We start from the raw sequence: 22,851 nt of genomic DNA on the forward strand, positions 1-22,851 counted from the left end.
CTGCAGGCTGCTGCCCTGCGGTGACGGGCTGACGCCTGACCGGTTTGCACAGGTCTCGAGGTTCGAAAAGACGGCGCGTCAACTGCGCATGGGTGATCCATGCAGGCGTGAGGGTGGTCGATTCGGCCGGACAGCAAATGCGGTGAAAGCTCGGCAATGCCGCCTGCGGCTTGGCGAAAAGACAGTTTCCCGGATACGTCCGACACAGGGGGCCGATCCCGGCGACGGGGTCGGCCTTTTCCTTTCGCGGTGTCTTTTGCTGGCGGTGTCTTTTGGGCTTCCGGTGCCGCCGCGCGAACCGCGGCGGCGTGTTTCAGTCGCCCGAGCAGAACTGCTCGTAGACCGTCTGCACCACGCGGGCGGCGCGCGGATCGGAGAGCGAATAATAGATCGCCTTGCCCTCGCGCCGGCTTTGCACCAGCCCCTCGAGCCGCAACCGTGCCAGCTGCTGGCTGACGGCCGCCTGCCGTGTCGCCAGCCGGGTTTCCAGCTCGGTCACCGATTTCTCGCCCGAGGCGAGATAGCACATGATCATCAGCCGGCCTTCGTGCGCCAGCGCCTTGAGCAGGTTCGAGGCCGCCCGCGCCCGTGTCGCCATTTCCTCGGCGTCCAGCGCCGCGCAGCGCTCGTCCGTCCCGGCGGCGGTCTCGGGATCGGCTTCTTCTTGCGGGTCTCGGGCAGTATCCATCGCCAAGGCGGCTTCCTCGTGGTCGCAGGTCGGGGGCATCGGACGGCCATAGCACGGCTGCGGCGCGGAATCGAGAGCGGCGTCGAGGGGGCGGCTCAGGCTTCCAGCGGATCGCGCCCGGCGGCGCGGGCGGCACGCGCGCGGCGCAGACGGTTGCCCGCCTCGCGCAGCGCCACGAACAGAATGACGCCAACCGCAAGCGCGTCGAAACCGGGGAAGTCCATCTGATCCCTGCCTTGGCTGTGAAGTCCCGCAAAGGCTGGGGCAGGATTGTGGCGCCAGCGCGGCGGGGATGGGGAATAACCGCGTCACGCCGCACGGCGGGGGGGCTTGACCGCGGCGGCGCGGCGCGGCTTTGTGGGGCGGACCCGCCATGTCGGCGGCCCCATCCTGCGAGGGCGCATGCTGCACGCCTACAAGCCGCTGCCGCGCGGGCTCGCCCGCCTTGGTCAGCAAAGCCCGACCGAGATCGGGGCCGATCTGGAACAGGCGTTCTGGATCGATCTGTATCGCCCGCTCGACAGCCAGGTCGCGGCGGTGGCGGCGCTGGGCGTCGAGGTGCCGACGCTGGCCGACATGGAAGAGATCGAGATCTCGAACCGGCTTTACCGCGAGGAGGGGGTGGATGTGATGACCGTGGTGCTGCCCGGTCACACGCCCTCGGGCGAGCATATCTCGGGGCCGGTCAGCTTCATCCTGTCGCCCGAGCGGCTGGTGACGGTGCGCCACCATGCGCCGCGCAGCTTTGTCACCTATCCCGACCGGGCCGAGCGCACGACGGCGGGCTGCCGCACGCCCGAGCGGATCTTTCTGGGGCTGATCGAGGAAATCGTCGCCCGGCAGGCCGATCTGCTCGAGGCCTCGGGGCGGGCGCTGGATCAGGTCTCGGCGCGGGTGCTGGGCCAGGCGCGCGCGCCCGAGCTGAAGGTGGCGCTGGGCGAGGTGGGCAAGCAGGGCGAGCTGCTGGGCCATATCCGGCTGGCGCTTCTGACGCTGGAACGGGCCTTGTCGTTCTATGATCAGAGCCTTGTGACGCATGCGCAGGGGGGCGAGCTGCGGCCGCTGGCCAAGGCGCTGATGCGCGACATCACGGCGCTGGCGGTGCATAACGACTATCTGTCCTCGCGGGTGTCGCTGACCGTCGATGCGACGCTCGGCATGATCAACCTGGCGCAGAACAACACGGTGCGGATCCTGTCGGTGGTGACGGCGCTGTTCCTGCCGCCGACGCTGATCGCTTCGGCCTATGGGATGAACTTTGCCAATATGCCGGAGCTGAACCAGCCCTGGGGCTATCCTTTCGCGCTGGTGCTGATGCTGGCCTCGGCCTTGCTGTCCTGGGCCTTCTTCAAGTGGAAGGACTGGCTTTAGGGATTGCGCCCTCGCGCGGCTCGGGCGCCCGGAAAGCGGGGGGCTGCCGCCCCCCGCACCCCCCGCTGCCGGGGGACGATGTCCCCCGCACCCCCTTGCGTATTTGCCCCAGGAAAAACCCCGTGGTGTTTTTTCTTGGTCAAAATACGCCCTTCGCGACGGTGCCGCCGGGGGCTAGCGTTCAAGGATCATCCGGCGGTCGTCGAACTGCACCTTGCCGAAACGGGTCAGGTAGCTCATGCCCAGAAGCGAGCCCGCCATCGCGCCGCGATTGACCACCGCCGCCACGTCGCGGTCGGTGAAGGGGCCGACGCTGAGGCTGTCCAGCCGCACCGGCGCCGTCGCCACCTCGCCATTCGCCGTGAAGGCGCGGCCGATATAGGCGAGCGCGCCGGTGTCGATCCCCGCCCGTTCCGCATCCGCCCGGCTGAGCACGATCTGCGAGGCGCCGGTGTCGATGACGAAATCGATCGTGGTGCCGTTCACCTGCGCCTGCAGGTAATAATGCCCGTCCGCCCGCAGCGGCAGCTCGATCCGGCCCGACTGGGTCACGGTCTGCGCGGGCGCGATCGCGGCGCGGACATCGGGCCAGATCCCCGCCACGGCGGCGATGCCGAGAAAGATCAGCGCCCAGATCATCAGCTGTTGCAGCGCCTGACCGGGGCGGCGGCGCAGCGCCGCGACCAGATAGCCGCCGATCGCCAGAAGCAGCAGAAGATAATAAATCACACGCGGGATATCGGGGTCCATGGTGCCTCCTGCCCCCCGATGTAGGGGCGCCGGGCCGTCCTGTCATCCCCCGAACGTCACCCCCCGAGCGGCGCGGCGATGATCCCCGCCCCGCGCAGCCCGTCGAGGATGAACTGCACCGCCAGCGCGGCAAGCAGCATCCCCAGAAGCCGCGTCACCACCATCGTTCCGGTCCGCCCCAGCGCGCGCTCCAAGGGCGTTGCGAGCAGAAACAGCACGAAGACGCAGGCCAGAACCAGCACCATCACCGCCAGCACCGCCGCCAGATGCAGCCCCCCCGTGCCCGAGCCCGCCAGCAGGATCATCGTCGCCATCGCCCCGGGCCCCGCCAGCAGCGGCGTCGCCAGGGGAAAGACCGAAGGGTCGGGGGTATGCGGCTCGGCCGATTGGCCTTCGCGGCGCTGGGTGCGGCGCTCGAACAGCATGTCCAGCGCGGTCAGGAACAGCAGCATCCCGCCCGAAATGCGGAAGGCGGGCATCGAAATGCCGATGCCGCGCAACAGCGCATCGCCGAAAAGCCCGAAGGCGGTCAGCAGGACGGTGGCGATGACCAGCGCCCGGATGCCCACGGTGCGGCGCATCTGGGCGCTCATCCCCTGGGTCAGCGCCAGGAACAGCGGCACGAGGCCGATCGGATCGACGACGACGAAAAGGGTGGCGAAGGCGGTGACGAATTCAGGCGTGCTCATGGCCGTTTTCTAGCCTGTTGCGCCCGGCCGCGCCAGTGGCGGCTCAGACCGGGTCCTCGGTCGCGGGGTCGGGGGGCATCACGGCGCGGATCTTCGCGGCGAGCGTCCGCGCCCCCGTGGCGATGCGCGTGTCGCCATGCGCCCCCGCCAGCCGCAACAGATGGTACAGCGCCGCCATCTCGTCTTGCGTCAGCACCAGCGGCGGCAGCGCCACCGGCCGGCGCAGGATATAGCCGACGCCGCGTTCGCCCTCGATCGGCACGCCGTAATCCACAAGCTTCGCCATGTCGCGCCAGATCGTGCGCTCCGACACCCCGAGTCGCGCCGCGACGTCGCGCGCCCGGATCAGCTCGCCCTCCCGCAGCAGCAGCAGAATCTGCTCGAACCTTTCGTTGCGTGTCATTGTCCCTCCGGGCGGCAGGATCGCACATCCGGGCGCAACTGACAAATAACTGTCAGTAATCCCGCCAGGCGGCGGCGGCTGCGGCGGGATTGACGCTTGTCAGCCGGGCGGGCTGCGGGAAAGATCGCCGCAAATCCCGTGTTTAGGAGAAATGACATGCAAATGGGTCCCTGGCAGCTGCTGCTGATCGCCGTGGTCGTGCTGGTGCTGTTCGGTCGCGGCAAGGTCTCGTCGCTGATGGGCGAAGTCGGCAAAGGCATCACCGCCTTCAAGAAAGGCGTGAGCGAAGGCACGAAGGACATCGAGGAGGCCGCCGCCGAGCCGAAGACCGCCGAGACGAAGACCCTTGAGACGACCCCCGACAAGGACAAGGTCTGATCCCTGACCAAAGGCGGATAACGCATGTTCGACATCGGCTGGAGCGAGCTTCTGCTCATCGGCATTGTCGCCCTCATCGTGGTGGGTCCGAAGGACCTGCCGCGGATGTTTCACGCTCTGGGGCGGCTGACGGCCAAGGCCAAGCGTCTGGGCCGGGAATTCACCGCCGCGATGGAAGAGGCGGCGCGGGACACCGGCGTCAAGGAGGCGGCGGAGGGTCTGCAGGACCTGAAGGCGATGACCACGACGAAGGGTCTGGGCATCGACGCGCTGGAGCGCGCCACCGAGCGGTTCGAGAAATGGGACCCGAAGCTGCCCAAGCCGGCGGCGGCGGGGGCGGCGGCGGTGCTGACGCTTGACCCGGAACTCGCGGCTGATCTGGACGCGGCAGAGCTGGCGCCGGAGCCGGAGGCGGGACCGGAGCGGAAAACGACCCCCGCGGCGAGCCCCGCGGTCAAACGCCCCGAAGGGCCGGGAGGGGCGGCATGACGGCCGATCATATCGACGAGACCGCGGCGCCGCTGATCGAGCATCTGGCGGAACTGCGCACGCGCATCCTTTATGCGCTGGCCGCCTATGTGGTGGCGGTGGTGCTGTGCTACATCGTCTGGCATCCGGTCTTCACCTTCCTGACGCATCCGATCTGCGAGGCGCTTGCCGCGCGCGGGCAGGCCTGCCAGCTGTCGCTGATCAAGCTGCAGGAGGGTTTCTTCGTCGCGATCAACATCGCGATGCTGGGCGGCTTTGCGCTGGCCTTCCCGATGATCGGCTTCCAGCTTTGGCGCTTTGTCGCGCCCGGGCTTTACCGCAACGAAAAACGGGCCTTCCTGCCGTTCCTGATCGCCTCGCCGGTGATGTTCTTTCTGGGCGCGGCGTTTTGCTATTACATCATCCTGCCGATGGCCTTCAGCTTCTTTCTGGGCTTCCAGATGGGCGATGTGGTGGCGGGGGCCGATGCGAGTGATCCGGCCAACCAGATGGCAGTGATCGGCTTCACCGGCTCGATGGAAGAATATCTCAAGCTCACGACGAAATTCGTCATGGCCTTCGGGATCTGCTTCCAGATGCCGGTGGCGCTGACGCTTCTGGGCAAGGCGGGGCTGGTCTCGGCCGATGCGCTGGCCTCGGTGCGCAAATATGCGGTGGTGGCGATGCTGACGGTCGCGGCTATCGTCACGCCGCCCGATGTGATGTCGCAGGTCATCATGTTCGCGGTGATCTATCCGCTTTACGAGGGCTCGATTTTCCTTGTCCGGCGGATCGAGAAGAAGCGCGAGGCGCAGATGCGCGCCGAGGGCAGCTGGATCGACGACGAGGACGACGAAGAATGACTGATCCGATGACGCGGATTGCCGAGGCGCTTGAGCGCCTCGCCCCCGCGCCCGCGCCTGCCCCCGAGTTTTCGGGGGCGGATGCGTTTTTGTGGCACGCCGCGCCCGACCGGCTGGAGCCGGTGACACAGGTTTCGCGCATCGATCTGGGCCTTTTGCGCGACATCGACCGGGCGCGGGACACGCTTTTGGCCAATACGCTGCAATTCGCCCGCGGTGCGGCGGCGAACAATGCGCTGTTGTGGGGCGCGCGGGGGATGGGGAAATCCTCGCTCGTCAAGGCGGTCCATGCCGAGGTGCTGCGCCAGGGGCTGGGGCTGAAACTGGTCGAGCTCTCGCGCGAGGATCTGCCCTCGGTCGGGCGGCTGCTGACCCTGCTGCGCGCCGCGCCCGGGCATCGCTTCGTGCTCTTTTGCGATGACCTCAGCTTCAGCCACGACGACCAGCATTACAAGTCGCTCAAAGCCGTGCTCGATGGCGGCATCGCGGGCCGCCCGGCCAATGTGATCTTTTACGCCACCTCGAACCGGCGCCATCTGATGCCGCGCGAGATGATCGAGAATGAACGCTCGACCGCGATCAACCCGTCGGAGGCGGTGGAGGAAAAGGTCTCGCTCTCGGATCGGTTCGGGCTCTGGCTGGGGTTCCATCCCTGCGATCAGGACGCCTATTTCGCGATGATCGAGGGCTATGTGGCGGCCTATGGGCTGCGCATCGACCCCGAGGCGCTGCGCGCCGAGGCGGTGGAATGGTACCGCACCCGGGGATCGCGCTCGGGCCGGGTGGCCTGGCAGTTTTTCACCGATCTGGCGGGGCGGCACGGGCTGGCGCTTTGACCCCGGGCAGGGCGGGGCTGGAAAGCGGCGCCGCGTGGGTGGAAAGTATCTTGTCAGCCTTTGCGCCCCGATGGGGCAGTGCGACGGCGCCGTTTTCGGCCCCGTCCGGCGCCCGATCCTGGGGGGCAGGCAGCTGACACGCTGCGGCCGGGACTGGCCCCGGTTGCGTCCGGCGCCGCTTTTTCCACCACATCTGGTAGGCCCATCCGCCCCGAACGCGCGGGGTCGCGCAACGGCCAGACACTATCCGTAGCGAATCCCCCCATTAAGATTCCTTAAGAAATACTTAATAAATTCCGTCCGTTTGCCCTCTGTGGCGCGGTTTTGTCCCCAACCGGCCCGAGGCCAGCGCGGTGGGCGATTTTTGGCCGAAGTTCTCCACAAGATATGGGGGGCTGTGGAGAAGTCGCTCTGCCGTCGCAGCTGCGGCGGGTAATTCTGCCCAAAGCAAAGGAAATTCGGCCCTCAAGCCCGGCGCGGCCGAAACCGGGGCAATGTGGAAGAATCTCCCGGCAGCTTTTGCGCGCCGCCGTCAAGCGGGATTCTCGCCCGTTATTCGTGAAAATTACGTTGACGATACCGAGGGGACGCGGCAGGTTGTGGGCTGTCGGCGGCGGCGCTACCAGATATAGTGTTCCGCGGCGGCAAGACAGCCAACCAGAATGGTCCGCCCGTCAGGGTTCGACCCAGCCTCGGGCCTTGGGCGCCGGGTTGGCCGTTTTGCTTCCGCTTGCCGTGTCGGCGCAAGAAACGGGAAGGGCAGGACCGGCAGATGAAGATCGAGCGCAAGTTCACCACGGTCGAGGGCGGCGCCTACGGGGCGATGACCTTCACCACCACCACCTCGGAAATCCGCAATCCCGATGGCAAGGTGGTGTTCCGCAACGAGGCCGTGGAAGTGCCCGAGGGCTTCAGCCAGGTCGCCTCGGACGTGATCGCGCAAAAATACTTCCGCAAGGCGGGCGTTCCGGCGGCGCTCAAGCGCGTCAAGGAAAAGGGCGTGCCCGAATTCCTGTGGCGCTCCGTGCCCGATACCGATGTGCTGGAAACTCTGCCCGAAGATCAGCGTTTTGTCGGCGAAACCTCGGCCAAACAGGTGTTCGACCGGATGGCCGGGGCCTGGACCTATTGGGGCTGGAAGGGCGGCTATTTCACCAATGAAGACGACGCCCGCGTCTATTACGACGAGCTGCGCTACATGCTGGCCGCGCAGATGGCCGCGCCCAACAGCCCGCAATGGTTCAACACCGGCCTGCACTGGGCCTATGGCATCGACGGCCCGTCGCAGGGCCATTACTATGTCGATCACAAGACCGGCCAGCTGACGAAATCGGCCTCGGCCTATGAACATCCGCAACCGCATGCCTGTTTCATCCAATCCGTCCGCGACGATCTGGTGGGCGAGGGCGGCATCATGGATCTCTGGGTCCGCGAAGCGCGTCTGTTCAAATACGGCTCGGGCACCGGCACCAACTTTTCCAGCCTGCGCGCCGAGGGCGAGCGGCTGTCGGGCGGCGGCAAGTCCAGCGGCCTGATGGGGTTCCTGAAGATCGGCGACCGCGCGGCGGGGGCGATCAAATCGGGCGGCACCACGCGGCGGGCGGCGAAGATGGTGATCTGCGACATGGATCACCCCGATATCGAGGAATTCATTAACTGGAAGGTGATCGAAGAACAGAAGGTCGCCTCGCTGGTGGCCGGCTCGAAAATGCACGAGCGCGAGCTGAACAAGATCTTCGAGGCGATCCGGGCTTTCGATGGTTCCGAGGATGGCCGCACCGATCCGGCGGGGAACGCGGTGCTGAAGGCCGCGATCCGGTCCGCGAAAAAGGCGATGATCCCGGAAACCTACATCAACCGCGTGCTGCAATATGCCCGGCAGGGGTTTTCCAGCATCGAATTCCCGACCTATGACACCGATTGGGATTCGGATGCCTATATCTCGGTCTCGGGGCAGAATTCGAACAATTCGGTGCGCGTCACCGACGCTTTCCTCAAGGCGGTGAAGGACGACGCGAACTGGGAGCTGCTGCGCCGCACCGATGGCTCGGTGGCCAAGGTCGTGAAGGCGCGCGCGCTGTGGGATCAGGTCGGCCATGCCGCCTGGGCCTGCGCCGATCCGGGCATCCAGTTCCATGACACGGTGAACGCCTGGCACACCTGCCCCGAGGACGGGCCGATCCGGGGCTCGAACCCGTGCTCGGAATACATGTTCCTCGATGATACCGCCTGCAACCTTGCCTCGCTCAACCTGCTGACCTTCTACAAGGGCGGCGAATTCGACGCCGAGGCCTATGTCCATGCCACCCGGCTCTGGACGATGACGCTGGAAATCTCGGTGCTGATGGCGCAATTCCCGTCGAAGGAAATCGCGCAGCGCAGCTATGATTTCCGCACCCTCGGGCTGGGCTATGCCAATATCGGCGGCCTTCTGATGACCATGGGCCTTGGCTATGACAGCGACGAGGGCCGGGCGCTGTGCGGCGCGCTGAGTGCGATCATGACCGGGATCAGCTATGCGACCTCGGCCGAGATGGCGGCGGAACTGGGCGCCTTCCCGGGCTATGCCCGCAACCGCGACCACATGCTGCGGGTGATCCGCAACCACCGCACCGCGGCGCATGGCAAGTCGAAGGGCTACGAGGGGCTGGAAGTGCCGCCGGTGCCGCTCGATCTGGCCAATTGCCCCGATGACCGGCTGCTGCGTCTGGCGCGCATGGCCTGGGACGAGGCGCTGCGTCTGGGCGAGGAATACGGCTTCCGCAACGCGCAGGTCTCGGTGATCGCGCCGACGGGCACCATCGGTCTGGTGATGGATTGCGACACGACCGGGATCGAGCCCGATTTCGCGCTGGTGAAATTCAAGAAACTGGCGGGCGGCGGCTATTTCAAGATCATCAACCGCTCAGTGCCCGCGGCTTTGGAAACGCTGGGTTACGGCTCGGCGCAGATCGCGGAAATCATCGCCTATGCGGTGGGGCATGGCTCCTTGGGCAATTGCCCCGGCATCAACCATACCGCGCTGATCGGCCATGGCTTCGGCCCGCGCGAGATCGAAAAGATCGAGGCCGCGCTGCCCTCGGCCTTCGACATCCGTTTCGTCTTCAACCAATGGACGCTGGGCGAGGATTTCTGCACGAAAACGCTGGGCATCCCGGCCGAGAAACTGGCCGATCCGACCTTTGACCTGTTGCGCCACCTGGGCTTCAGCAAGGCGCAGATCGATGCGGCGAACGACCATGTTTGCGGCACGATGACGTTGGAAGGCGCCCCCTTCCTGCGCCCCGAGCATTACGTCGTCTTCGACTGCGCCAACACCTGCGGCAAGCGCGGCAAGCGCTATCTGTCGGTCGAAAGCCACATCCGCATGATGGCGGCGGCGCAGTCGTTCATCTCGGGTGCGATTTCGAAGACGATCAACATGGCCAACACCGCCACGATCGAGGATGTGAAGGCGGCCTACGAGCTGTCCTGGTCGCTCGGTATCAAGGCGAATGCGCTCTACCGCGACGGCTCGAAACTGTCGCAACCGCTCGCCTCGGCGCTGGTCGAGGATGACGAGGAGGCCGAGGAAATCCTCGCCACCGGCAGCCAGCAGGAAAAGGCCGCGGTGCTGGCCGAGAAGATCGTCGAGAAGATCGTGGTCAAGGAGATCGTGCGCTCGCATCGCGAGAAGCTGCCCGATCGCCGCAAGGGCTACACGCAAAAGGCCGTCGTGGGGGGCCACAAGGTCTATCTGCGCACCGGCGAATATGCCGATGGCTCCTTGGGCGAGATCTTCATCGACATGCACAAGGAAGGCGCGGGCTTTCGCGCGATGATGAACAATTTCGCCATCGCCGTGTCCGTGGGCCTGCAATATGGCGTGCCGCTGGAGGAATTCGTCGACGCCTTCACCTTCACCAAATTCGAGCCCGCGGGCATGGTGCAGGGCAATGACAGCATCAAGAACGCCACCTCGATCCTCGATTACGTCTTCCGCGAACTGGCGGTGAGCTATCTGGACCGCACCGATCTGGCGCATATCAAGCCGCAGGGCACGATGTTCGACGATCTGGGCGGTGGGCAGAACGAGGGCAAGCGCAATGTCGAGCCGGTGAGCGAAACCGCGGCGTCGAAATCGCTTGAGGTGCTGCGGCAGATTTCCTCGACCGGCTATCTGCGCAAGCGTCTGCCGCAGGAGCTGGTGGTGCTGCGCGGCGGTGCGGGGGCGCAGCTTGATCCGATGGCGGCGCTGAACACGCTGGTTCCCGAAACCGCGCTGACGGCGGGGGTCTCGACCGCGCTTTCCTCGGGCGTGGTGGCGCTGGACGCCCGCGCCAAGGCGAAGATGCAGGGCTACGAGGGCGAGGCCTGCGGCGAATGCGGCAACTACACGCTGGTGCGCAACGGCACCTGCATGAAGTGCAACACCTGTGGCGCGACGAGCGGCTGCAGCTGATCCCTTCTGAGCTTCGCCCCGCAAGGGGCGCAGACGAAACGAAACTTTTCCTCCAGAACGACCGGACCGACATGCATCTGATCATCGCCACCGAAAGCTTCGCCGACGTGCCCCTGCGCCGCATCCCCGGCGGTTACGAGGCCGTGCTGGCGGGCAAGGCGCTCAAGCGCCTGATCGACGCCGCTTTCGAGGGCGCCTCGATCGAGGTCTGGGGCGGCGATCTGACCGCGCATGGGCTGGACGTGACCGACATCCGCATGGCGGGCGCCACCACCACCGTCACGCTGATGAGTTCGGGCGCGAAGGCGCTGCATTGAGAGATCCGGGGCAGGTGCGCTTGCCCCAGACGTCGAGAAGGCCCAGGCGAAACCTAAACCTCGGGCATGAAAAAAGAGCCTGATCGACGAACCTGGCCCCTGTCCGCAAGGACGGGGGCCTTTTCCTGCGGCGGGTCCGGTCGGGACCGCGGGCGCATCGGACCCGGGCCTGACGGACACCCGCCGCGGCTCAGGCCGCCACATGGGCGAGCAGCAGGCAGCTCTGGCTGTTGATCACCCCCGGAATTTCGCGGATCGCGCGCAGCACCCGGTCGAAATCGACCAGCGAGCCGGTGCGGATCTCCACCACCAGATCCCAGGCGCCATTGGTGGCATGCACGGTGCTGACCCCGGGCAGCGCGGTCAGGCTGCGGATCACCTGCCGCGACAGCTTGCCCTGCAATTCCACCAGCGTGATCGCGCGCACCTCGCCCTCGACATCCACATCGGTCTCGATGGTGAAACGCCGGATCCGGCCCTCGGCCAGCAGGCTGTCCAGCCGCAGCTTGGCCGTGGTGCGCGAGACCTGCGCGGCATGGGCCAGCTCGGTGATGCTCATCCGCGCGTTCTGGCGCAGCGCGGCGATGATCCGCCGGTCGGTGGCGCTGAGATCGGTCATCTGGTCGGAGTGTCCATTCGGCTGTTCAAAGTGACCAGATAAAACACCGGAATGATCAGATTTGCCAGCGAAACCGGCGGCGGCCTCTGCGAAGCTTGGCCCCCTGAAGGAGCAAAAGATGACGCGAAGCAGTATCATTCTCGGGGCGCCGATCCAGAGCGGCACCCACCAGCCGGGCTGCGTGATGGGACCTGCCAGCCTGCGCACGGCGGGGCTGATCGCCAGCCTCGAGGCGCTGGGATGGCGGATCGAGGATCAGGGCGATCTGTCGATCGGCCCGCAGGCGGCGATGGCCCATGCCAATCCGGCGGTGCATCATCTGGCCGAGACCCGCGCCTGGATCGCGCTTCTGGCCGCGCGCGCCGAGGCGGCCGCGGCGCAAAGCGACCTGCCGGTGTTTCTGGGCGGCGATCATTCGATGTCGGCGGGCACGATGGCGGGGGTTGCGGCCCATGCCGCGCGGCTGGGCCGTCCGCTGTTCGTGCTCTGGCTCGACGCCCATCCCGATCTGCATTCGCTTGACACCACCGAAAGCGGCAATCTGCATGGCACGCCCGTCGCCTATGCCTGCGGCCTTGGTGATTTCGCCGCCTATCCGCCGCTGGCCCATGCGATCGACCCGTCGCGGCTGTGCATGATGGGCATTCGTTCGGTCGATCCGGCCGAGCATCGCCGCATTCTGGACCACGGGATCGAGGTGCATGACATGCGCGCCATCGACGAGACCGGCGTCGTCGCGCCCTTGCGCGCCTTCATCGAGCGGGTGAAAGCCGCGAACGGGCTGCTGCATGTCAGCTTCGATGTCGATTTCCTCGATCCCGGCATCGCCCCCGCGGTGGGCACCACCGTGCCGGGCGGCGCCACCTTCCGCGAGGCGCATCTGATCATGGAATATCTGTGCGATGCCGGGGTCGTCACCTCGCTCGATCTGGTCGAGCTGAACCCGTTCCTCGACGAGCGCGGCCGCACCGCCTCGCTGATCTGCGACCTGGCCGCCAGCCTTTTCGGCCGCCGTGTGCTCGACCGTCAGACCCGGAGCTTCGCATGAGGCTGCGCCCGCAACCCTCGCAGCTGGCCTTCGTGCCCTTCGTCTCGGTCGCGAACATGATGCGTCTGGTGCATGCGATCGGGGTCGAGCGGTTTATTACGGATCTGGCCGGTCACATCGAGGCCGATTTCCGCCGCTGGCCCGAATTCGACAAGACGCCCCGCGTGGCCAGCCATTCGCGCGACGGCGTGATCGAGCTGATGCCGACCGCCGATGCGGAAAGCTACGGCTTCAAATATGTGAACGGCCATCCGGGCAACATGCGGGCGGGCTATCAGACCGTCACCGCCTTTGGCGTGCTCGCCTCGGTCAGCACCGGCTATCCGCTGCTTCTGACGGAAATGACCCTGCTGACGGCGCTGCGCACCGCGGCCACCTCGGCGCTGGTGGGGCGCTATCTTGCCCCCGAGGGGGCGCAGGTGATGGCGCTGATCGGCAATGGCGCGCAATGCGAGTTTCAGGCGCTGGCGTTCCGGGCGCTGTGCGGCATCAACCGGCTGCGGCTTTACGATATCGACCCGCGGGCAACCGAAAAGGCCCTGCGCAATCTGCGCGCGCAGGGGTTCGAGGTGACCGCCTGCGCCTCGGCACAGGCGGCGGTCGAAGGCGCGCAGATCCTCACCACCTGCACCGCCGACAAGCAATTCGCGACGATCCTGACCGACAACATGGTGGGGGCGGGGGTGCATCTCAACGCGATCGGCGGTGACTGTCCGGGCAAGACCGAACTGCATCCCGACATTCTGAAACGTGCCGAGATCTTCGTCGAATACCCGCCGCAGACCCGCATCGAGGGCGAGATCCAGCAGCTCGCCCCCGACCATCCGGTGACCGAGCTGTGGCAGGTGATGCGCGGCGAGGTGGCGGGGCGGCGCGATGCGCGGCAGATCACGCTGTTTGATTCCGTCGGCTTCGCGATCGAGGATTTTTCGGCGCTGCGTTTCGTGCATGAGCGGATCGCGGGCACGGATTTCTTCGAGCCGCTTGACATGCTGGCCGACCCCGATGACCCGCGCGACCTGTTCGGCATGCTCGACCGGGCGCGCTGAGCCGCCAGCGCGGCACGGCCTGCGGAACCTTCCTTGCCCCGCAGGCCGTGCCCGGCTCAGAACCCTTCGAGCACGATCTTGCCTTTTGCCGTGCCCGCCTCGAGGGCGGCATGGGCACGACGCAGGTTCTCGGCGTTGATCGGGTGCAGCACCTCGGTCAGCGTGCTGCGGATCTGGCCCGCGTCGATCTGCGCCGCAACCCAGGTCAGCAGCCGGTGCTGTTCGATCATGTCGGGGGTCTGGTGCATGGCGCGGGCGAACATGAATTCCCAATGCAGGCTGGCCGCCTTGGACTTCATCCCCGCCATCGGCATCGGCAGATGGGTGTCGTCGATCGAGACGATGCCGCCCTGCGGCCGGATCAGCTCCACCGCCGTCTCCCAATGGCGCATGTCGTTGAAAATCGCGACGTGATCGACATGGTGGTGTCCCAGCGCCCGCACCTGGGCCACCATGTCGCCGCGATGGTCGACCGTCGCGTCGGCGCCGAGCTGGCGCACCCAGGCCACCGTTTCCGGGCGCGAGGCCGAGGCGATCACCCCCAGCCCGGCCCGTTTCGCCAGCTGGATCGCGATGGAGCCGACACCGCCCGCCCCGCCGATCATCAGGATGCTTTGCCCGGCAGAGCCGCCGTCGCGGTCGATCCGCAGCCGGTCGAACAGCGCCTCATAGGCGGTGATGGTGGTCAACGGCAGGGCCGCGGCCTCTGCGAAGGACAGGCTTTGCGGCTTGGCCCCGACAATGCGCTCGTCGACCAGCTGAAACTGCTGGTTCGACCCGGGCCGCGTGATGTCACCGGCGTAATAGACCGCATCGCCCGGGCGGAACAGCGTCACCCCGGGGCCGACCGCTGCCACCACGCCGCTGGCATCCCAGCCCAGCACCCGGGGGCTGGGCTCCACCTTGTCCTTCGGCGCGCGCACCTTGGTATCGACCGGGTTCACCGCGACCGCCTTCACCTCGACCAGAAGGTCGCGGCCCTGCGGCACCGGTATCGGCAAGGTCACGTCCAGCAGGGCCTCGGCCTCGGTCAGTGGCAGATAGCGTCTCAGGCCGACGGCCTTCATCTCGGATGTCATCTTGTCGTCTCCTTTCACGATCGGGGCATTGCGCCATGCGGGGGGTAGGTGGTGAAGCCCTCGGCGCCGCCGCCGAACAGGGTTTCGGGGTCGAAATCGGCCAGGGGCAGCTGCGCGGCCAGGCGGCGCGGGAAATCGGGATTGGCGAGGAACGGACGGCCGAAAGCCACCAGATCCACCAGACCATCCGTCAGCAGCGCCTGCGCCCTGGGCGCGTCATAGCCGCCCGCCACGATGATATGGCCCGCAAAGGCCTGACGCAGCGCGACGCGGAACTCCCGCGGGGTTTCGGGCGCATCGTCCCAATCGGCCTCGGCGATATGGACATGACCCAGCCCGAGGTCATTCAGCACCCGCACAAGCGCGAGGATGGTCTCCGGCGCTGCGGGATCGTCCATCCCGCGCTGCGTGATGAAGGGCGAAAAGCGGAATCCCGTCCGCTCCGGGCCGAAGACCGGGGCCACCGCCTCGGCCACCTCGCGCAGCAGACGAAGGCGGTTTTCGACCGTGCCGCCGTAGCTGTCGGTGCGCAGATTGGAGGAGGCGCGCAGGAAACTGTCCAGCAGATAGCCATTCGCCGCATGGATCTCGACGCCGTCGAACCCGGCCTCCCGGGCATTGCGGGCGGCCCGGGCATAATCGGCGACGATCCCGGCGATCTCGGAGCGGTCCAGCGCGCGCGGCACCGGACAGGGCAGCATCCGGCCCTTGCCCGTTGCCGGATCGGCCACCCAGACCGATGCCCCCGGCGCCAGAGCCGAAGGCGCCACCGGCAGCCCGTCGGGATGAAAGCTGGCGTGGCTCATCCGGCCGACATGCCAAAGCTGCAACAGGATGCGCCCGCCCGCGGCATGGACGGCCTCGGTCACCTGGCGCCAGCCGGCCACCTGCCGGGCAGAATGGATGCCGGGGGTGAAGCTGTAGCCCTGACCCTGCGGGCTGATTTGCGTGGCTTCGGAGATGATCAGCCCGGCCGAGGCGCGCTGGGCATAGTATTGCGCCATCAGCGGCGTGGGGACATTGCCGGGCTGCGCGGCGCGGGCGCGGGTCTCGGCGCCATGACGATCCGCGAGGGCAGCGGCAGGCCGCCGTGGACAAGGGGGGAAAACAGGCTGGTCATCGGGAACCTCGATCAGGGTGGCCGGGAAATCTCCGCTTTGCGCCGCGCGGGAGGGCGTGGCAGGGGCGGCTTCCCGGTCTGGTGCCTCCGACATAGGCCTTGCGGCAAAGCGGCGGAATTGCCAGACTTCCGAAGTCATCATTCGGAGGAACCGAACAGTGCTGCTGGACAATCTGCGCCTGTTCCTGACCATTCTGGAAAAGGGCAGCCTTGCCGCGGCGGCGCGGGAGGCGGGGCTGTCGCCCGCCACCGTGTCCGAGCGGCTGGCGGCGCTCGAGGCGCATTACGGCACCCGGCTGCTCAATCGCACCACCCGGGCGCTGGGCCTCACCGAAGAGGGGCGCATGCTGGCCGAGGGCGCGCGCCGTCTTCTGGCCGACACCGACGCGCTTGCGGCGCGGATGAAATTCGGCATCGAGCGGATCGCCGGCCCGATCCGGCTGTCGGCCCCGGCCGATCTGGGGCGCGCCCGCATCGCCCCGGTGCTGGAGGCGTTTCAGGCCGCCCATCCCGATGTGACCTTCGATCTGCATCTGCATGATGGCTATGTCGATATTGCCGGTCAGGGGCTGGATCTGGCGATCCGCTTTGGCGATCTGGCCGATTCCAGCCTGCGCGCGCGCCGTCTGACCACCAGCCGCCGCCTGATCTGCGCCGCCCCCGACTATCTGCACCGCTGCGGCACGCCCGAACATCCCGCCGATCTGGCCGGGCATAATTGCCTGCTGATGCGTTTTGGCGCCGAGATCGACCGGCTCTGGCCGTTTTGGGTGAACGGGCAGGTCGAACGGCATGCGGTGCGCGGCAACCGGGTGGCCAATGATGGTGCGCTGGTGCGGCACTGGGCGGTCGCGGGGCAGGGCATCGTGCGCAAGTCGGAATGGGATGTGGCCGAGGACATCCGCGCCGGGCGTCTGGTGCCGATCCTGCAGGCCTTCGCGATGCCGGGACTGGCCTTGCAGGCGGTCTTCCCGGAGGGCCGCACCGAGCAGCGCCGCATCCGCCTGTTGCTTGATGCGCTGGTCATGGCGTTCCAGGGGCAGGAGGCGGTCGATTCCTTGGCCGGATGAGCCGCCCCCCCCGCGCCGCGCTGCCGCGCCTGCCGCCCCGGGCTCAGGCGCGGCAGCGCAGGCTGATCCCCAGCCCCGCAAGCGCCGCGGCCACCGTCAGTCCGACCACGGCCCCCCATCCGCCGTGTTGCCAGAACCAGCCGCCCAGCGATCCGGTCAGGCTCGATCCGGCGTAATAGAACAGCAAATAGAGCGACGAGGCATGGCCCTTGGCGCCCTCGGCCTCGGCGCCCACCGCGCTGGACGCCACCGCATGGCCGACAAAGAACCCCGTCGCCACCAGCGCAACCCCGCATGCCATCGCGGGCAGGCTGGCGGGCAGGGTCAGCAGGCTGCCGCTCAGGATCAGCCCGAAGGCCAGCGCCAGCAGCCGGGCCTGCCCGAACCGCCCGGCCAGACGCCCGGCCACCGCCGAGGCGATGACGCCCAGTCCGAAGGCCAGAAAGATCAGGCTCACCTGGCCCTGCGTCAGGCCGAAAGGCGCGGCCGACAGCCGGAAGGTGGCATAGTTGAACAGCGTGACAAAGACGCTTGTGAGGCAAAACCCCACCGCATAAAGGCGCAGCAGCGCCGGGCGGCGCAGATGCCCGGCCCAGAGCCGCAGATGCCCGGCAAGGCCGATCCCGGCGCGCGGGGTGAAATGGCGCGACGGCGGCAGAAGCAGCACAAAGCCCAAAGCCGCGATCAGGCACAGCCCGCCCAGCGCCGCCATCGCCCCGCGCCAGCCCAGGACATCCGCCAGCCCCCCCATGCCGACCCGCCCCATCATCGCGCCAAAGGCGGTGCCGCCGATGTAAAGTCCCATCGCCCGGCCCAGATCGGCGGGGCGGATTTCCTCGGCCAGATAGGCCATCGCCACCGCGGGAACGCCCCCCATCGCAAGGCCAAGGGCAAATCGCAAGGCAAGCAACCCGTGCCAGTCGGAAAGCCGGGCCAGCACCAGCGTCAGCGCCGCCCCCAGCACCATCGAGGCCGCCATCACCGCCTTGCGCCCCAGCCGTTGCGACAGGCCCGCCATCGCCATGATCGCCCCCGCAAGCGCCCCGGTGGTCAGCGATAGCGCCAGCGAACTTTCCGCCGGGGAGACCTGAAACGTCCTTGAAAACGCAGGCAAAAGCGGCTGCACGCAATAGATCAGCGCGAAGCTGGCAAAGCCCGCCAGAAACAGCGCCAGCCGCACCCGGGCAAAGGCGGCCGTGCCCTTGGCGATGCGGGGGGCGGTGGCGGGGGGAACGGCGGCGCTCATTGCGATCTCCTTTTCGCAGGGGATAGACCGCGGCCTTCCGGCAGTCCAATATATATCAAAGCCGTTCGTCATAGGAAAAACAGATAGCATGGAGCTGCGCCACATCCGCTACTTCCTCGCCGTGGCCGAGGAGGGCAATTTCACCCGCGCGGCGGCGCGGCTCGGGATCGGGCAGCCGCCGCTGAGCCAGCAGATCCGCGATCTGGAAACCGAAATCGGCACGCGGCTGTTTCGGCGCCTGCCACAGGGGGCAGAGCTGACCGAGGCCGGGCGGGTGTTCCGCGCCGCCGTGGCGCCGCTGCCTGCGGCGGCGCAGGCGGCGATCCTTGCGGCGCGGGCGGCGGCGCGGGGCGAAACCGGGGAATTGCGGCTGGGTCTGACCGGCACGGTGGCGCTCAACCCGGTGGTGCAGGGGCTGATCCGCGCCTTCCGCGCCGAGCGTCCCGGGGTGGCGCTGCGGCTGCTCGAGGCGAATTCGCAACGCCTGCGCGATGCGGTGCTGGCGGGCGGGCTCGATCTGGCGATCTTGCGGCCCAGCCGCTCCGATCCGCCCGATCTGGTGACGCGGCCGCTGCTGTCGGAACCGCTGCTGGCCGCCGTTTGCGCCAGCCGCGATCTGCCCGGGACCGGGCCGGTCTCGCTCGTCGATCTGGCGCAGGAGCCGCTGATCCTGACCCCCCGCGAGATGGCGATGAGCCTGCATGATGCCGCGATCTCGGCCTGCCGCGCCGCGGGGGTGGAGCCGCGGCTGGGGCCGCCCGCGCCGCAGATCGCCACGATCCTGGCGCTCGTCGCCTCGGATCTTGGATTTTCGCTGGTTCCGGCCTCGGTCGAGAAACTGGCGCTGGAGGGGGTGCGCTACCGTCAGGTGCGCGAGCCGGTGCCGCAGGTCGCGATTGCCCTGGCCAGCCGCCGCGGCCCGCTGACCCCGGCGGCGGCGGCCTTTTGCGCGCAGGCCCGGGCGGATTGAGCGCAGAGCCGACCAGGCGCACGGTCGCGGGGGGCTTGCCGCGCTAGACCGGGCCTTCCGCCAGCCGGTAGCCGACGCCCGGCTCGGTCAGGATCAGCGCCGGTGCGGCGGGATCGGCTTCGATCTTGGCGCGCAGCTGGCCGATGAAGACGCGCAGATATTGCGTGTCGTCGTGATGCGCCGGACCCCAGACCGCGGTCAGGATCTGCCGATGCGTGACGACGCGGCCCAGATTGCGCACCAGAACCGACAGCAGGTCGAATTCTTTCGGCGTCAGCCGCACCGGCTGGCCGTCCTTTTGCACCAGCCGCTTGTCCAGATCGACGCTGAGCGCGCCCAGCAGCAGCCGTGTCGTCTCGCCGCGCGCGCGCGTCGCATGGCGGGCGGCGGCCCGCAGCCTTGCCTGCAACTCGCCGATGCCGAAGGGCTTTTCCAGATAGTCATCGGCGCCCAGATCCAGCGCCTCGACCTTTTCCGCCTCGCGGTCGCGCGCCGAGAGCACGATCACCGGCACCGTGCTGAAGGCCCGCACCGCCCGCAGAACCTCCTTGCCGTCGCGGTCGGGCAGGCCCAGATCGAGCAGGATCGCCTCGGGCGCGATGCTGGCCGCAAGCCGGATCGCCTCCTGTCCGGTCATCGCCGCGACGATCTCGTAGCCCGCCGTTTCCAGCGCGATCCGCAGCATGGTCTGGATCTGGTCATCATCATCGACGACAAGCAAACGGCGCATCGCTATCGGGCCTCCTCTTCCTTCGGCAGCTCCGCCAGCGGCAACCGCACGATCAGCCGGGTGCCGCGGCGGCGGATCGCCGGGCTTTCGGCCTTGATCGTGCCGCCCATCGCGCGCACGAGGCCGCGGCAGATCGACAGCCCCAGCCCGGTGCCGGGCTTGCGCCGGTCGGTGCCGCCCGCGCGGAAGAATTTCTCGAAAATCCGTTCCAGATCAGCCGGTTTCACCCCGGGGCCGTCGTCGGTCACGCTGATCGTCACCTGATCCCCCTCGTTGCGCGCATGCACGCTGACCTCGGTTTCGCCGTATTTATGCGCGTTGTCGAGCAGGTTGAACACCACCTGCGACAGCAAGTCCTGATCGCCGCGCACGAAGCCCAGATCGGGGGCGAGGCTGACCCGCGTCTGCCGCCCCGGATGGGTCTTGCGCGTCCGCTCCACCGCCAGCCGGATCGCATCGCCGACATCGACCCAGTCGCGGCGGACCTTGACCACGCCCTGATCGATCCGGCTCATCTCCAGCAGATTGGTGACGAAACGGTTCAGCCGCGCGGCTTCCTGACCGATGGTGTCGAGCAGCTCGGCGCGCTGATCGGCGCGCAGCGGCGCCTCCTCGGAGCGTTGCAGCGTTGTCACCGCGCCGGTGATCGCGGCCAAGGGCGTGCGCAGATCATGGCCGAGCGAGGCCAGAAGCGCATCGCGGATGTTCTCGTTTTCCTGCATCGCCGCCGCCTTCACCGCCTCGCGCACCAGAAGCGCGCGATCAAGCGCCACCGCCGCCTGTTCCACCGCCGCCGCCAGCTTCGCCTCGTCGGCGACCGAGAGCGGCTGGTCGCGGTCGGGCGGCTCGTAGCCCAGCACCGCCACCACATGGCGCGGCGTCGCCAGCGGGTGAAAGCGCCAGCGCAGGTTCGGCAGCGTCGCGGTGCGCCAGCCCGCCGTCTCGCCGCGCTCGAAGGCCCAGCGCGCGGCGGTCATCTCGACCGGATCGGCGATCTCCTCGGGCGGCCAGGCGGCGCAGGAGCGCAGCTCGGTGCCCTCGACCAGCAGCAAGATCGCCTTGCCGCCCATCAATCCATGCACCTGCGTCACCATCGCCCAGGCGACATCCTCGGCCGAAGAGGCCGCCGAGAGCTGGCGCGAAAACGCCGCCTGCGCCTCGATCGCGCGGGTCTGCGACAGTGCCGAGCGGGCCTGGGCGCGGATCCGCCCGGTCCAGGACCCGGTCAGGCTGGCGACGATCAGAAAGATCACCAGCGCCAGGAATTCATGCGGCCGCGCGATGCTGAAGGTGTGCAGCGGCTCGATGAAGAAGAAGTTATAGGCAAGAAAGGATAAAAGCGCCGCCGCAACCGCCGCCCGGGTGCCGCGGAAGGTGCCGCAGATCAGCACGCCCGCCAGAAAGATCATCGACAGGTTCGGCAGTTCCATCACCGCCGCCAAAGCCAGGCCGATCGCGACCACCCCGGTCGTGGCAAGCACCGCAAGGCTCAGATCGAGCGGCAGGCCCGGCCCGGCGATGCCCCGGCGCAGCGCCTCAAGGCGCCGTCGTGCCGTCGCGGGCTGCGGGCCGGGCAGCGGCAGCAGATGCACCGCGATCCCGGTGGCGCGGGCGGTCAGCGCCTCGGGCAGGCTTTGGCGCAGCAGCCGCGCCAGCGGCCCGCGCGTGCGATGCCCGAGCAGGATCTGGGAGACGTTTTCGCGCCGCGCCACGCGCAGGATGTCCTCGGCGAAATCGGCGCTGGTCAGCCGCAGCGCCGCGCCCCCCAGCGTCTCGACCAGCCGCAAAGCTTCGGTGGCGTTCCGTTCTGTCGCGGAGGCATCCGCCGGATCGCCGGGCGGCGCCAGCAGCAGCGCGATCCAGTCCGCATTGAGCGCCGAGGCGAGCCGCGCCGTCTGCCGGATCAGCGTGTCGCTGGTGCCATCGGGAAACAGGCACAGCAGCAGCCGCTCGGCCGAGGCCCACGGCCCCTCGATCGCCTTTTGCCGCAGGATCTCGGTCATCTGGTCGTCGACCCGCTCGGCGGTGCGGCGCAGCGCCAGTTCGCGCAGCGCCGTCAGATTGCCGGGGGTGAAGAATTTCTCCACCGCCCGGCGCGCGGTCTGTGGCAGATAGACCTTGCCCGCCTTGAGCCGCGCGATCAGCTCGTCGGGGGGGATGTCGACCAGCACCACATCCTGCGCATCCTGCACCATGACATCGGGCACGGTCTCGCGCACGGTGACGCCGGTGACCTGCGCCACCACATCGGCAAGGCTTTCCAGATGCTGGATGTTCAGTGCCGTCCAGACATCGATCCCGGCATCGAGCAGTTCGCGGATATCCTGCCAGCGTTTCGGATGCCGGCTTTGCGGCGCGTTGGTATGGGCCAGCTCGTCCACCACCAGAAGCGCCGGCCGCCGCGCCAGCGCCGCGTCGATGTCGAATTCCTCCAGCCTCTGGCCGCGATAGTCGATCTGCCGCCGCGGCAGGGTTTCAAGCCCCGCCGCAAGCGCTTCGGTTTCAGCCCGGCCATGTGTCTCGATCAGGCCCAGAACCACGTCCCGGCCCTCGGCGCGCAGCCGGTGGGCTTCCTGCAGCATCGCGCAGGTCTTGCCCACCCCCGGCGCCGCGCCCAGGAAGATCTTCAGACGGCCGGGCCGCTCGCGCTGGCTCAGCGCCAGCAACGCATCGGGATCGGGGCGTTTTTCCGGGTCACCGGCGGGCATCGCTTCCT

Annotated in this window: 22 protein-coding genes; 11 read left to right on the plus strand and 11 right to left on the minus strand. The window is 67.8% G+C overall.

All coding sequences use genetic code 11. The features are described from left to right. Positions 1–313: 313 nt before the first annotated feature. Positions 314–688, minus strand: coding sequence for an ArsR/SmtB family transcription factor (locus AC4PTB_RS06325; protein WP_492192594.1), 375 nt, complete (start codon positions 686–688; stop codon positions 314–316). Between the two features lie 95 nt (positions 689–783). Further along, the gene (locus AC4PTB_RS06330) at positions 784–912 is read right to left on the minus strand and encodes a hypothetical protein (protein ID WP_492192213.1); all 129 of its coding nucleotides are present in this window, start codon (positions 910–912) and stop codon (positions 784–786) included. Positions 913–1,090: 178 nt separating this feature from the next. Between AC4PTB_RS06330 and AC4PTB_RS06335 the strand changes: the two genes are divergently transcribed. After that, complete coding sequence (locus AC4PTB_RS06335) at positions 1,091–2,059, plus strand: magnesium transporter CorA family protein (RefSeq protein WP_492192214.1); 969 nt, start codon at positions 1,091–1,093, stop codon at positions 2,057–2,059. A 174-nt stretch (positions 2,060–2,233) separates the two neighbouring features. Here the strand turns inward: AC4PTB_RS06335 and AC4PTB_RS06340 are convergent, their stop codons facing one another. The 3 genes from AC4PTB_RS06340 to AC4PTB_RS06350 are packed head-to-tail and all read right to left on the minus strand — an operon-like array spanning position 2,234 to position 3,901. Then, positions 2,234–2,809: a retropepsin-like aspartic protease family protein gene (locus AC4PTB_RS06340; RefSeq protein WP_492192215.1), complete on the minus strand. Its 576-nt coding sequence runs from the start codon at positions 2,807–2,809 to the stop codon at positions 2,234–2,236. A gap of 56 nt (positions 2,810–2,865) precedes the next feature. Beyond that, on the minus strand, positions 2,866–3,498 hold the full coding sequence (locus tag AC4PTB_RS06345) for a MarC family protein (protein ID WP_492192216.1): 633 nt from the start codon (positions 3,496–3,498) through the stop codon (positions 2,866–2,868). A gap of 43 nt (positions 3,499–3,541) precedes the next feature. Then, on the minus strand, positions 3,542–3,901 hold the full coding sequence (locus tag AC4PTB_RS06350) for a helix-turn-helix transcriptional regulator (protein WP_492192217.1): 360 nt from the start codon (positions 3,899–3,901) through the stop codon (positions 3,542–3,544). A gap of 156 nt (positions 3,902–4,057) precedes the next feature. On the opposite strand from AC4PTB_RS06350, the gene tatA reads away from it, so the two are divergent. The 6 genes from tatA (at position 4,058) to AC4PTB_RS06380 (ending at position 11,204) form a co-directional block, all read left to right on the plus strand. Continuing rightward, positions 4,058–4,279 carry a twin-arginine translocase TatA/TatE family subunit gene (tatA, locus tag AC4PTB_RS06355; RefSeq protein WP_492192218.1) on the plus strand — a complete coding sequence of 74 codons (222 nt, stop codon included), beginning with the start codon at positions 4,058–4,060 and terminating at the stop codon, positions 4,277–4,279. 24 nt (positions 4,280–4,303) lie between these two features. Continuing rightward, positions 4,304–4,768: a Sec-independent protein translocase protein TatB gene (gene tatB / locus AC4PTB_RS06360; protein WP_492192219.1), complete on the plus strand. Its 465-nt coding sequence runs from the start codon at positions 4,304–4,306 to the stop codon at positions 4,766–4,768. Continuing rightward, entirely contained in the window at positions 4,765–5,610 is an 846-nt protein-coding gene (tatC, locus tag AC4PTB_RS06365; RefSeq protein ID WP_492192220.1) for a twin-arginine translocase subunit TatC, read from the plus strand. Before tatB ends, tatC begins: the two co-directional genes overlap by 4 nt. Next, positions 5,607–6,446 (plus strand): ATP-binding protein, encoded by an 840-nt coding sequence (locus AC4PTB_RS06370; RefSeq protein WP_492192221.1) that lies wholly within the window; start codon positions 5,607–5,609, stop codon positions 6,444–6,446. Before tatC ends, AC4PTB_RS06370 begins: the two co-directional genes overlap by 4 nt. Before the next feature lie 772 nt (positions 6,447–7,218). Then, positions 7,219–10,887 (plus strand): vitamin B12-dependent ribonucleotide reductase, encoded by a 3,669-nt coding sequence (locus AC4PTB_RS06375; protein WP_492192222.1) that lies wholly within the window; start codon positions 7,219–7,221, stop codon positions 10,885–10,887. Positions 10,888–10,958: 71 nt separating this feature from the next. Then, the gene (locus tag AC4PTB_RS06380; protein WP_492192223.1) at positions 10,959–11,204 is read left to right on the plus strand and encodes a hypothetical protein; all 246 of its coding nucleotides are present in this window, start codon (positions 10,959–10,961) and stop codon (positions 11,202–11,204) included. Positions 11,205–11,394: 190 nt separating this feature from the next. Here the strand turns inward: AC4PTB_RS06380 and AC4PTB_RS06385 are convergent, their stop codons facing one another. After that, on the minus strand, positions 11,395–11,823 hold the full coding sequence (locus tag AC4PTB_RS06385) for an Lrp/AsnC family transcriptional regulator (protein ID WP_074555503.1): 429 nt from the start codon (positions 11,821–11,823) through the stop codon (positions 11,395–11,397). Between the two features lie 118 nt (positions 11,824–11,941). Between AC4PTB_RS06385 and rocF the strand changes: the two genes are divergently transcribed. Together rocF and ocd are read left to right on the plus strand one after the other, a co-directional pair. Further along, the gene (gene rocF, locus AC4PTB_RS06390) at positions 11,942–12,871 is read left to right on the plus strand and encodes an arginase (protein WP_492192224.1); all 930 of its coding nucleotides are present in this window, start codon (positions 11,942–11,944) and stop codon (positions 12,869–12,871) included. Next, positions 12,868–13,920 carry an ornithine cyclodeaminase gene (ocd, locus tag AC4PTB_RS06395; RefSeq protein WP_492192225.1) on the plus strand — a complete coding sequence of 351 codons (1,053 nt, stop codon included), beginning with the start codon at positions 12,868–12,870 and terminating at the stop codon, positions 13,918–13,920. The genes rocF and ocd overlap by 4 nt, the downstream gene beginning before the upstream one ends. Positions 13,921–13,976: 56 nt before the next feature. On the opposite strand, the gene AC4PTB_RS06400 is transcribed toward ocd, so the two are convergent. Further along, entirely contained in the window at positions 13,977–14,987 is a 1,011-nt protein-coding gene (locus tag AC4PTB_RS06400) for a zinc-binding alcohol dehydrogenase family protein (RefSeq protein ID WP_492192595.1), read from the minus strand. 26 nt (positions 14,988–15,013) lie between these two features. Continuing rightward, on the minus strand, positions 15,014–16,213 hold the full coding sequence (locus tag AC4PTB_RS06405; protein WP_492192226.1) for an alkene reductase: 1,200 nt from the start codon (positions 16,211–16,213) through the stop codon (positions 15,014–15,016). A gap of 64 nt (positions 16,214–16,277) precedes the next feature. On the opposite strand from AC4PTB_RS06405, the gene AC4PTB_RS06410 reads away from it, so the two are divergent. Next, complete coding sequence (locus AC4PTB_RS06410) at positions 16,278–17,189, plus strand: LysR family transcriptional regulator (RefSeq protein ID WP_492192227.1); 912 nt, start codon at positions 16,278–16,280, stop codon at positions 17,187–17,189. 43 nt (positions 17,190–17,232) lie between these two features. Here the strand turns inward: AC4PTB_RS06410 and AC4PTB_RS06415 are convergent, their stop codons facing one another. Continuing rightward, positions 17,233–18,435 carry an MFS transporter gene (locus tag AC4PTB_RS06415; protein ID WP_492192228.1) on the minus strand — a complete coding sequence of 401 codons (1,203 nt, stop codon included), beginning with the start codon at positions 18,433–18,435 and terminating at the stop codon, positions 17,233–17,235. 88 nt (positions 18,436–18,523) lie between these two features. On the opposite strand from AC4PTB_RS06415, the gene AC4PTB_RS06420 reads away from it, so the two are divergent. Continuing rightward, a complete protein-coding gene (locus tag AC4PTB_RS06420; RefSeq protein ID WP_492192229.1) occupies positions 18,524–19,405 on the plus strand; it encodes a LysR family transcriptional regulator in 882 nt (293 codons plus the stop codon). 43 nt (positions 19,406–19,448) lie between these two features. Here the strand turns inward: AC4PTB_RS06420 and AC4PTB_RS06425 are convergent, their stop codons facing one another. Together AC4PTB_RS06425 and AC4PTB_RS06430 are read right to left on the minus strand one after the other, a co-directional pair. Next, the gene (locus AC4PTB_RS06425; RefSeq protein ID WP_492192230.1) at positions 19,449–20,135 is read right to left on the minus strand and encodes a response regulator; all 687 of its coding nucleotides are present in this window, start codon (positions 20,133–20,135) and stop codon (positions 19,449–19,451) included. Between the two features lie 2 nt (positions 20,136–20,137). Beyond that, a complete protein-coding gene (locus AC4PTB_RS06430; RefSeq protein WP_492192231.1) occupies positions 20,138–22,843 on the minus strand; it encodes an ATP-binding protein in 2,706 nt (901 codons plus the stop codon). Positions 22,844–22,851: the final 8 nt, after the last annotated feature.

This window comes from Rhodobacter sp. 4.3.4 (genome assembly GCF_058724655.1).

What these genes read in the sequence shown, in the direction of transcription:
- AC4PTB_RS06325 (WP_492192594.1), bottom strand. Translation starts at nt 688, where the DNA reads ATGGATACTGCCCGAGACCCGCAAGAAGAAGCCGATCCCGAGACCGCC.
- AC4PTB_RS06330 (WP_492192213.1), bottom strand. Translation starts at nt 912, where the DNA reads ATGGACTTCCCCGGTTTCGACGCGCTTGCGGTTGGCGTCATTCTGTTC.
- AC4PTB_RS06335 (WP_492192214.1), top strand. Translation starts at nt 1,091, where the DNA reads ATGCTGCACGCCTACAAGCCGCTGCCGCGCGGGCTCGCCCGCCTTGGT.
- AC4PTB_RS06340 (WP_492192215.1), bottom strand. Translation starts at nt 2,809, where the DNA reads ATGGACCCCGATATCCCGCGTGTGATTTATTATCTTCTGCTGCTTCTG.
- AC4PTB_RS06345 (WP_492192216.1), bottom strand. Translation starts at nt 3,498, where the DNA reads ATGAGCACGCCTGAATTCGTCACCGCCTTCGCCACCCTTTTCGTCGTC.
- AC4PTB_RS06350 (WP_492192217.1), bottom strand. Translation starts at nt 3,901, where the DNA reads ATGACACGCAACGAAAGGTTCGAGCAGATTCTGCTGCTGCTGCGGGAG.
- tatA (WP_492192218.1), top strand. Translation starts at nt 4,058, where the DNA reads ATGCAAATGGGTCCCTGGCAGCTGCTGCTGATCGCCGTGGTCGTGCTG.
- tatB (WP_492192219.1), top strand. Translation starts at nt 4,304, where the DNA reads ATGTTCGACATCGGCTGGAGCGAGCTTCTGCTCATCGGCATTGTCGCC.
- tatC (WP_492192220.1), top strand. Translation starts at nt 4,765, where the DNA reads ATGACGGCCGATCATATCGACGAGACCGCGGCGCCGCTGATCGAGCAT.
- AC4PTB_RS06370 (WP_492192221.1), top strand. Translation starts at nt 5,607, where the DNA reads ATGACTGATCCGATGACGCGGATTGCCGAGGCGCTTGAGCGCCTCGCC.
- AC4PTB_RS06375 (WP_492192222.1), top strand. Translation starts at nt 7,219, where the DNA reads ATGAAGATCGAGCGCAAGTTCACCACGGTCGAGGGCGGCGCCTACGGG.
- AC4PTB_RS06380 (WP_492192223.1), top strand. Translation starts at nt 10,959, where the DNA reads ATGCATCTGATCATCGCCACCGAAAGCTTCGCCGACGTGCCCCTGCGC.
- AC4PTB_RS06385 (WP_074555503.1), bottom strand. Translation starts at nt 11,823, where the DNA reads ATGACCGATCTCAGCGCCACCGACCGGCGGATCATCGCCGCGCTGCGC.
- rocF (WP_492192224.1), top strand. Translation starts at nt 11,942, where the DNA reads ATGACGCGAAGCAGTATCATTCTCGGGGCGCCGATCCAGAGCGGCACC.
- ocd (WP_492192225.1), top strand. Translation starts at nt 12,868, where the DNA reads ATGAGGCTGCGCCCGCAACCCTCGCAGCTGGCCTTCGTGCCCTTCGTC.
- AC4PTB_RS06400 (WP_492192595.1), bottom strand. Translation starts at nt 14,987, where the DNA reads ATGAAGGCCGTCGGCCTGAGACGCTATCTGCCACTGACCGAGGCCGAG.
- AC4PTB_RS06405 (WP_492192226.1), bottom strand. Translation starts at nt 16,213, where the DNA reads ATGTCGGAGGCACCAGACCGGGAAGCCGCCCCTGCCACGCCCTCCCGC.
- AC4PTB_RS06415 (WP_492192228.1), bottom strand. Translation starts at nt 18,435, where the DNA reads ATGAGCGCCGCCGTTCCCCCCGCCACCGCCCCCCGCATCGCCAAGGGC.
- AC4PTB_RS06420 (WP_492192229.1), top strand. Translation starts at nt 18,524, where the DNA reads ATGGAGCTGCGCCACATCCGCTACTTCCTCGCCGTGGCCGAGGAGGGC.
- AC4PTB_RS06425 (WP_492192230.1), bottom strand. Translation starts at nt 20,135, where the DNA reads ATGCGCCGTTTGCTTGTCGTCGATGATGATGACCAGATCCAGACCATG.
- AC4PTB_RS06430 (WP_492192231.1), bottom strand. Translation starts at nt 22,843, where the DNA reads ATGCCCGCCGGTGACCCGGAAAAACGCCCCGATCCCGATGCGTTGCTG.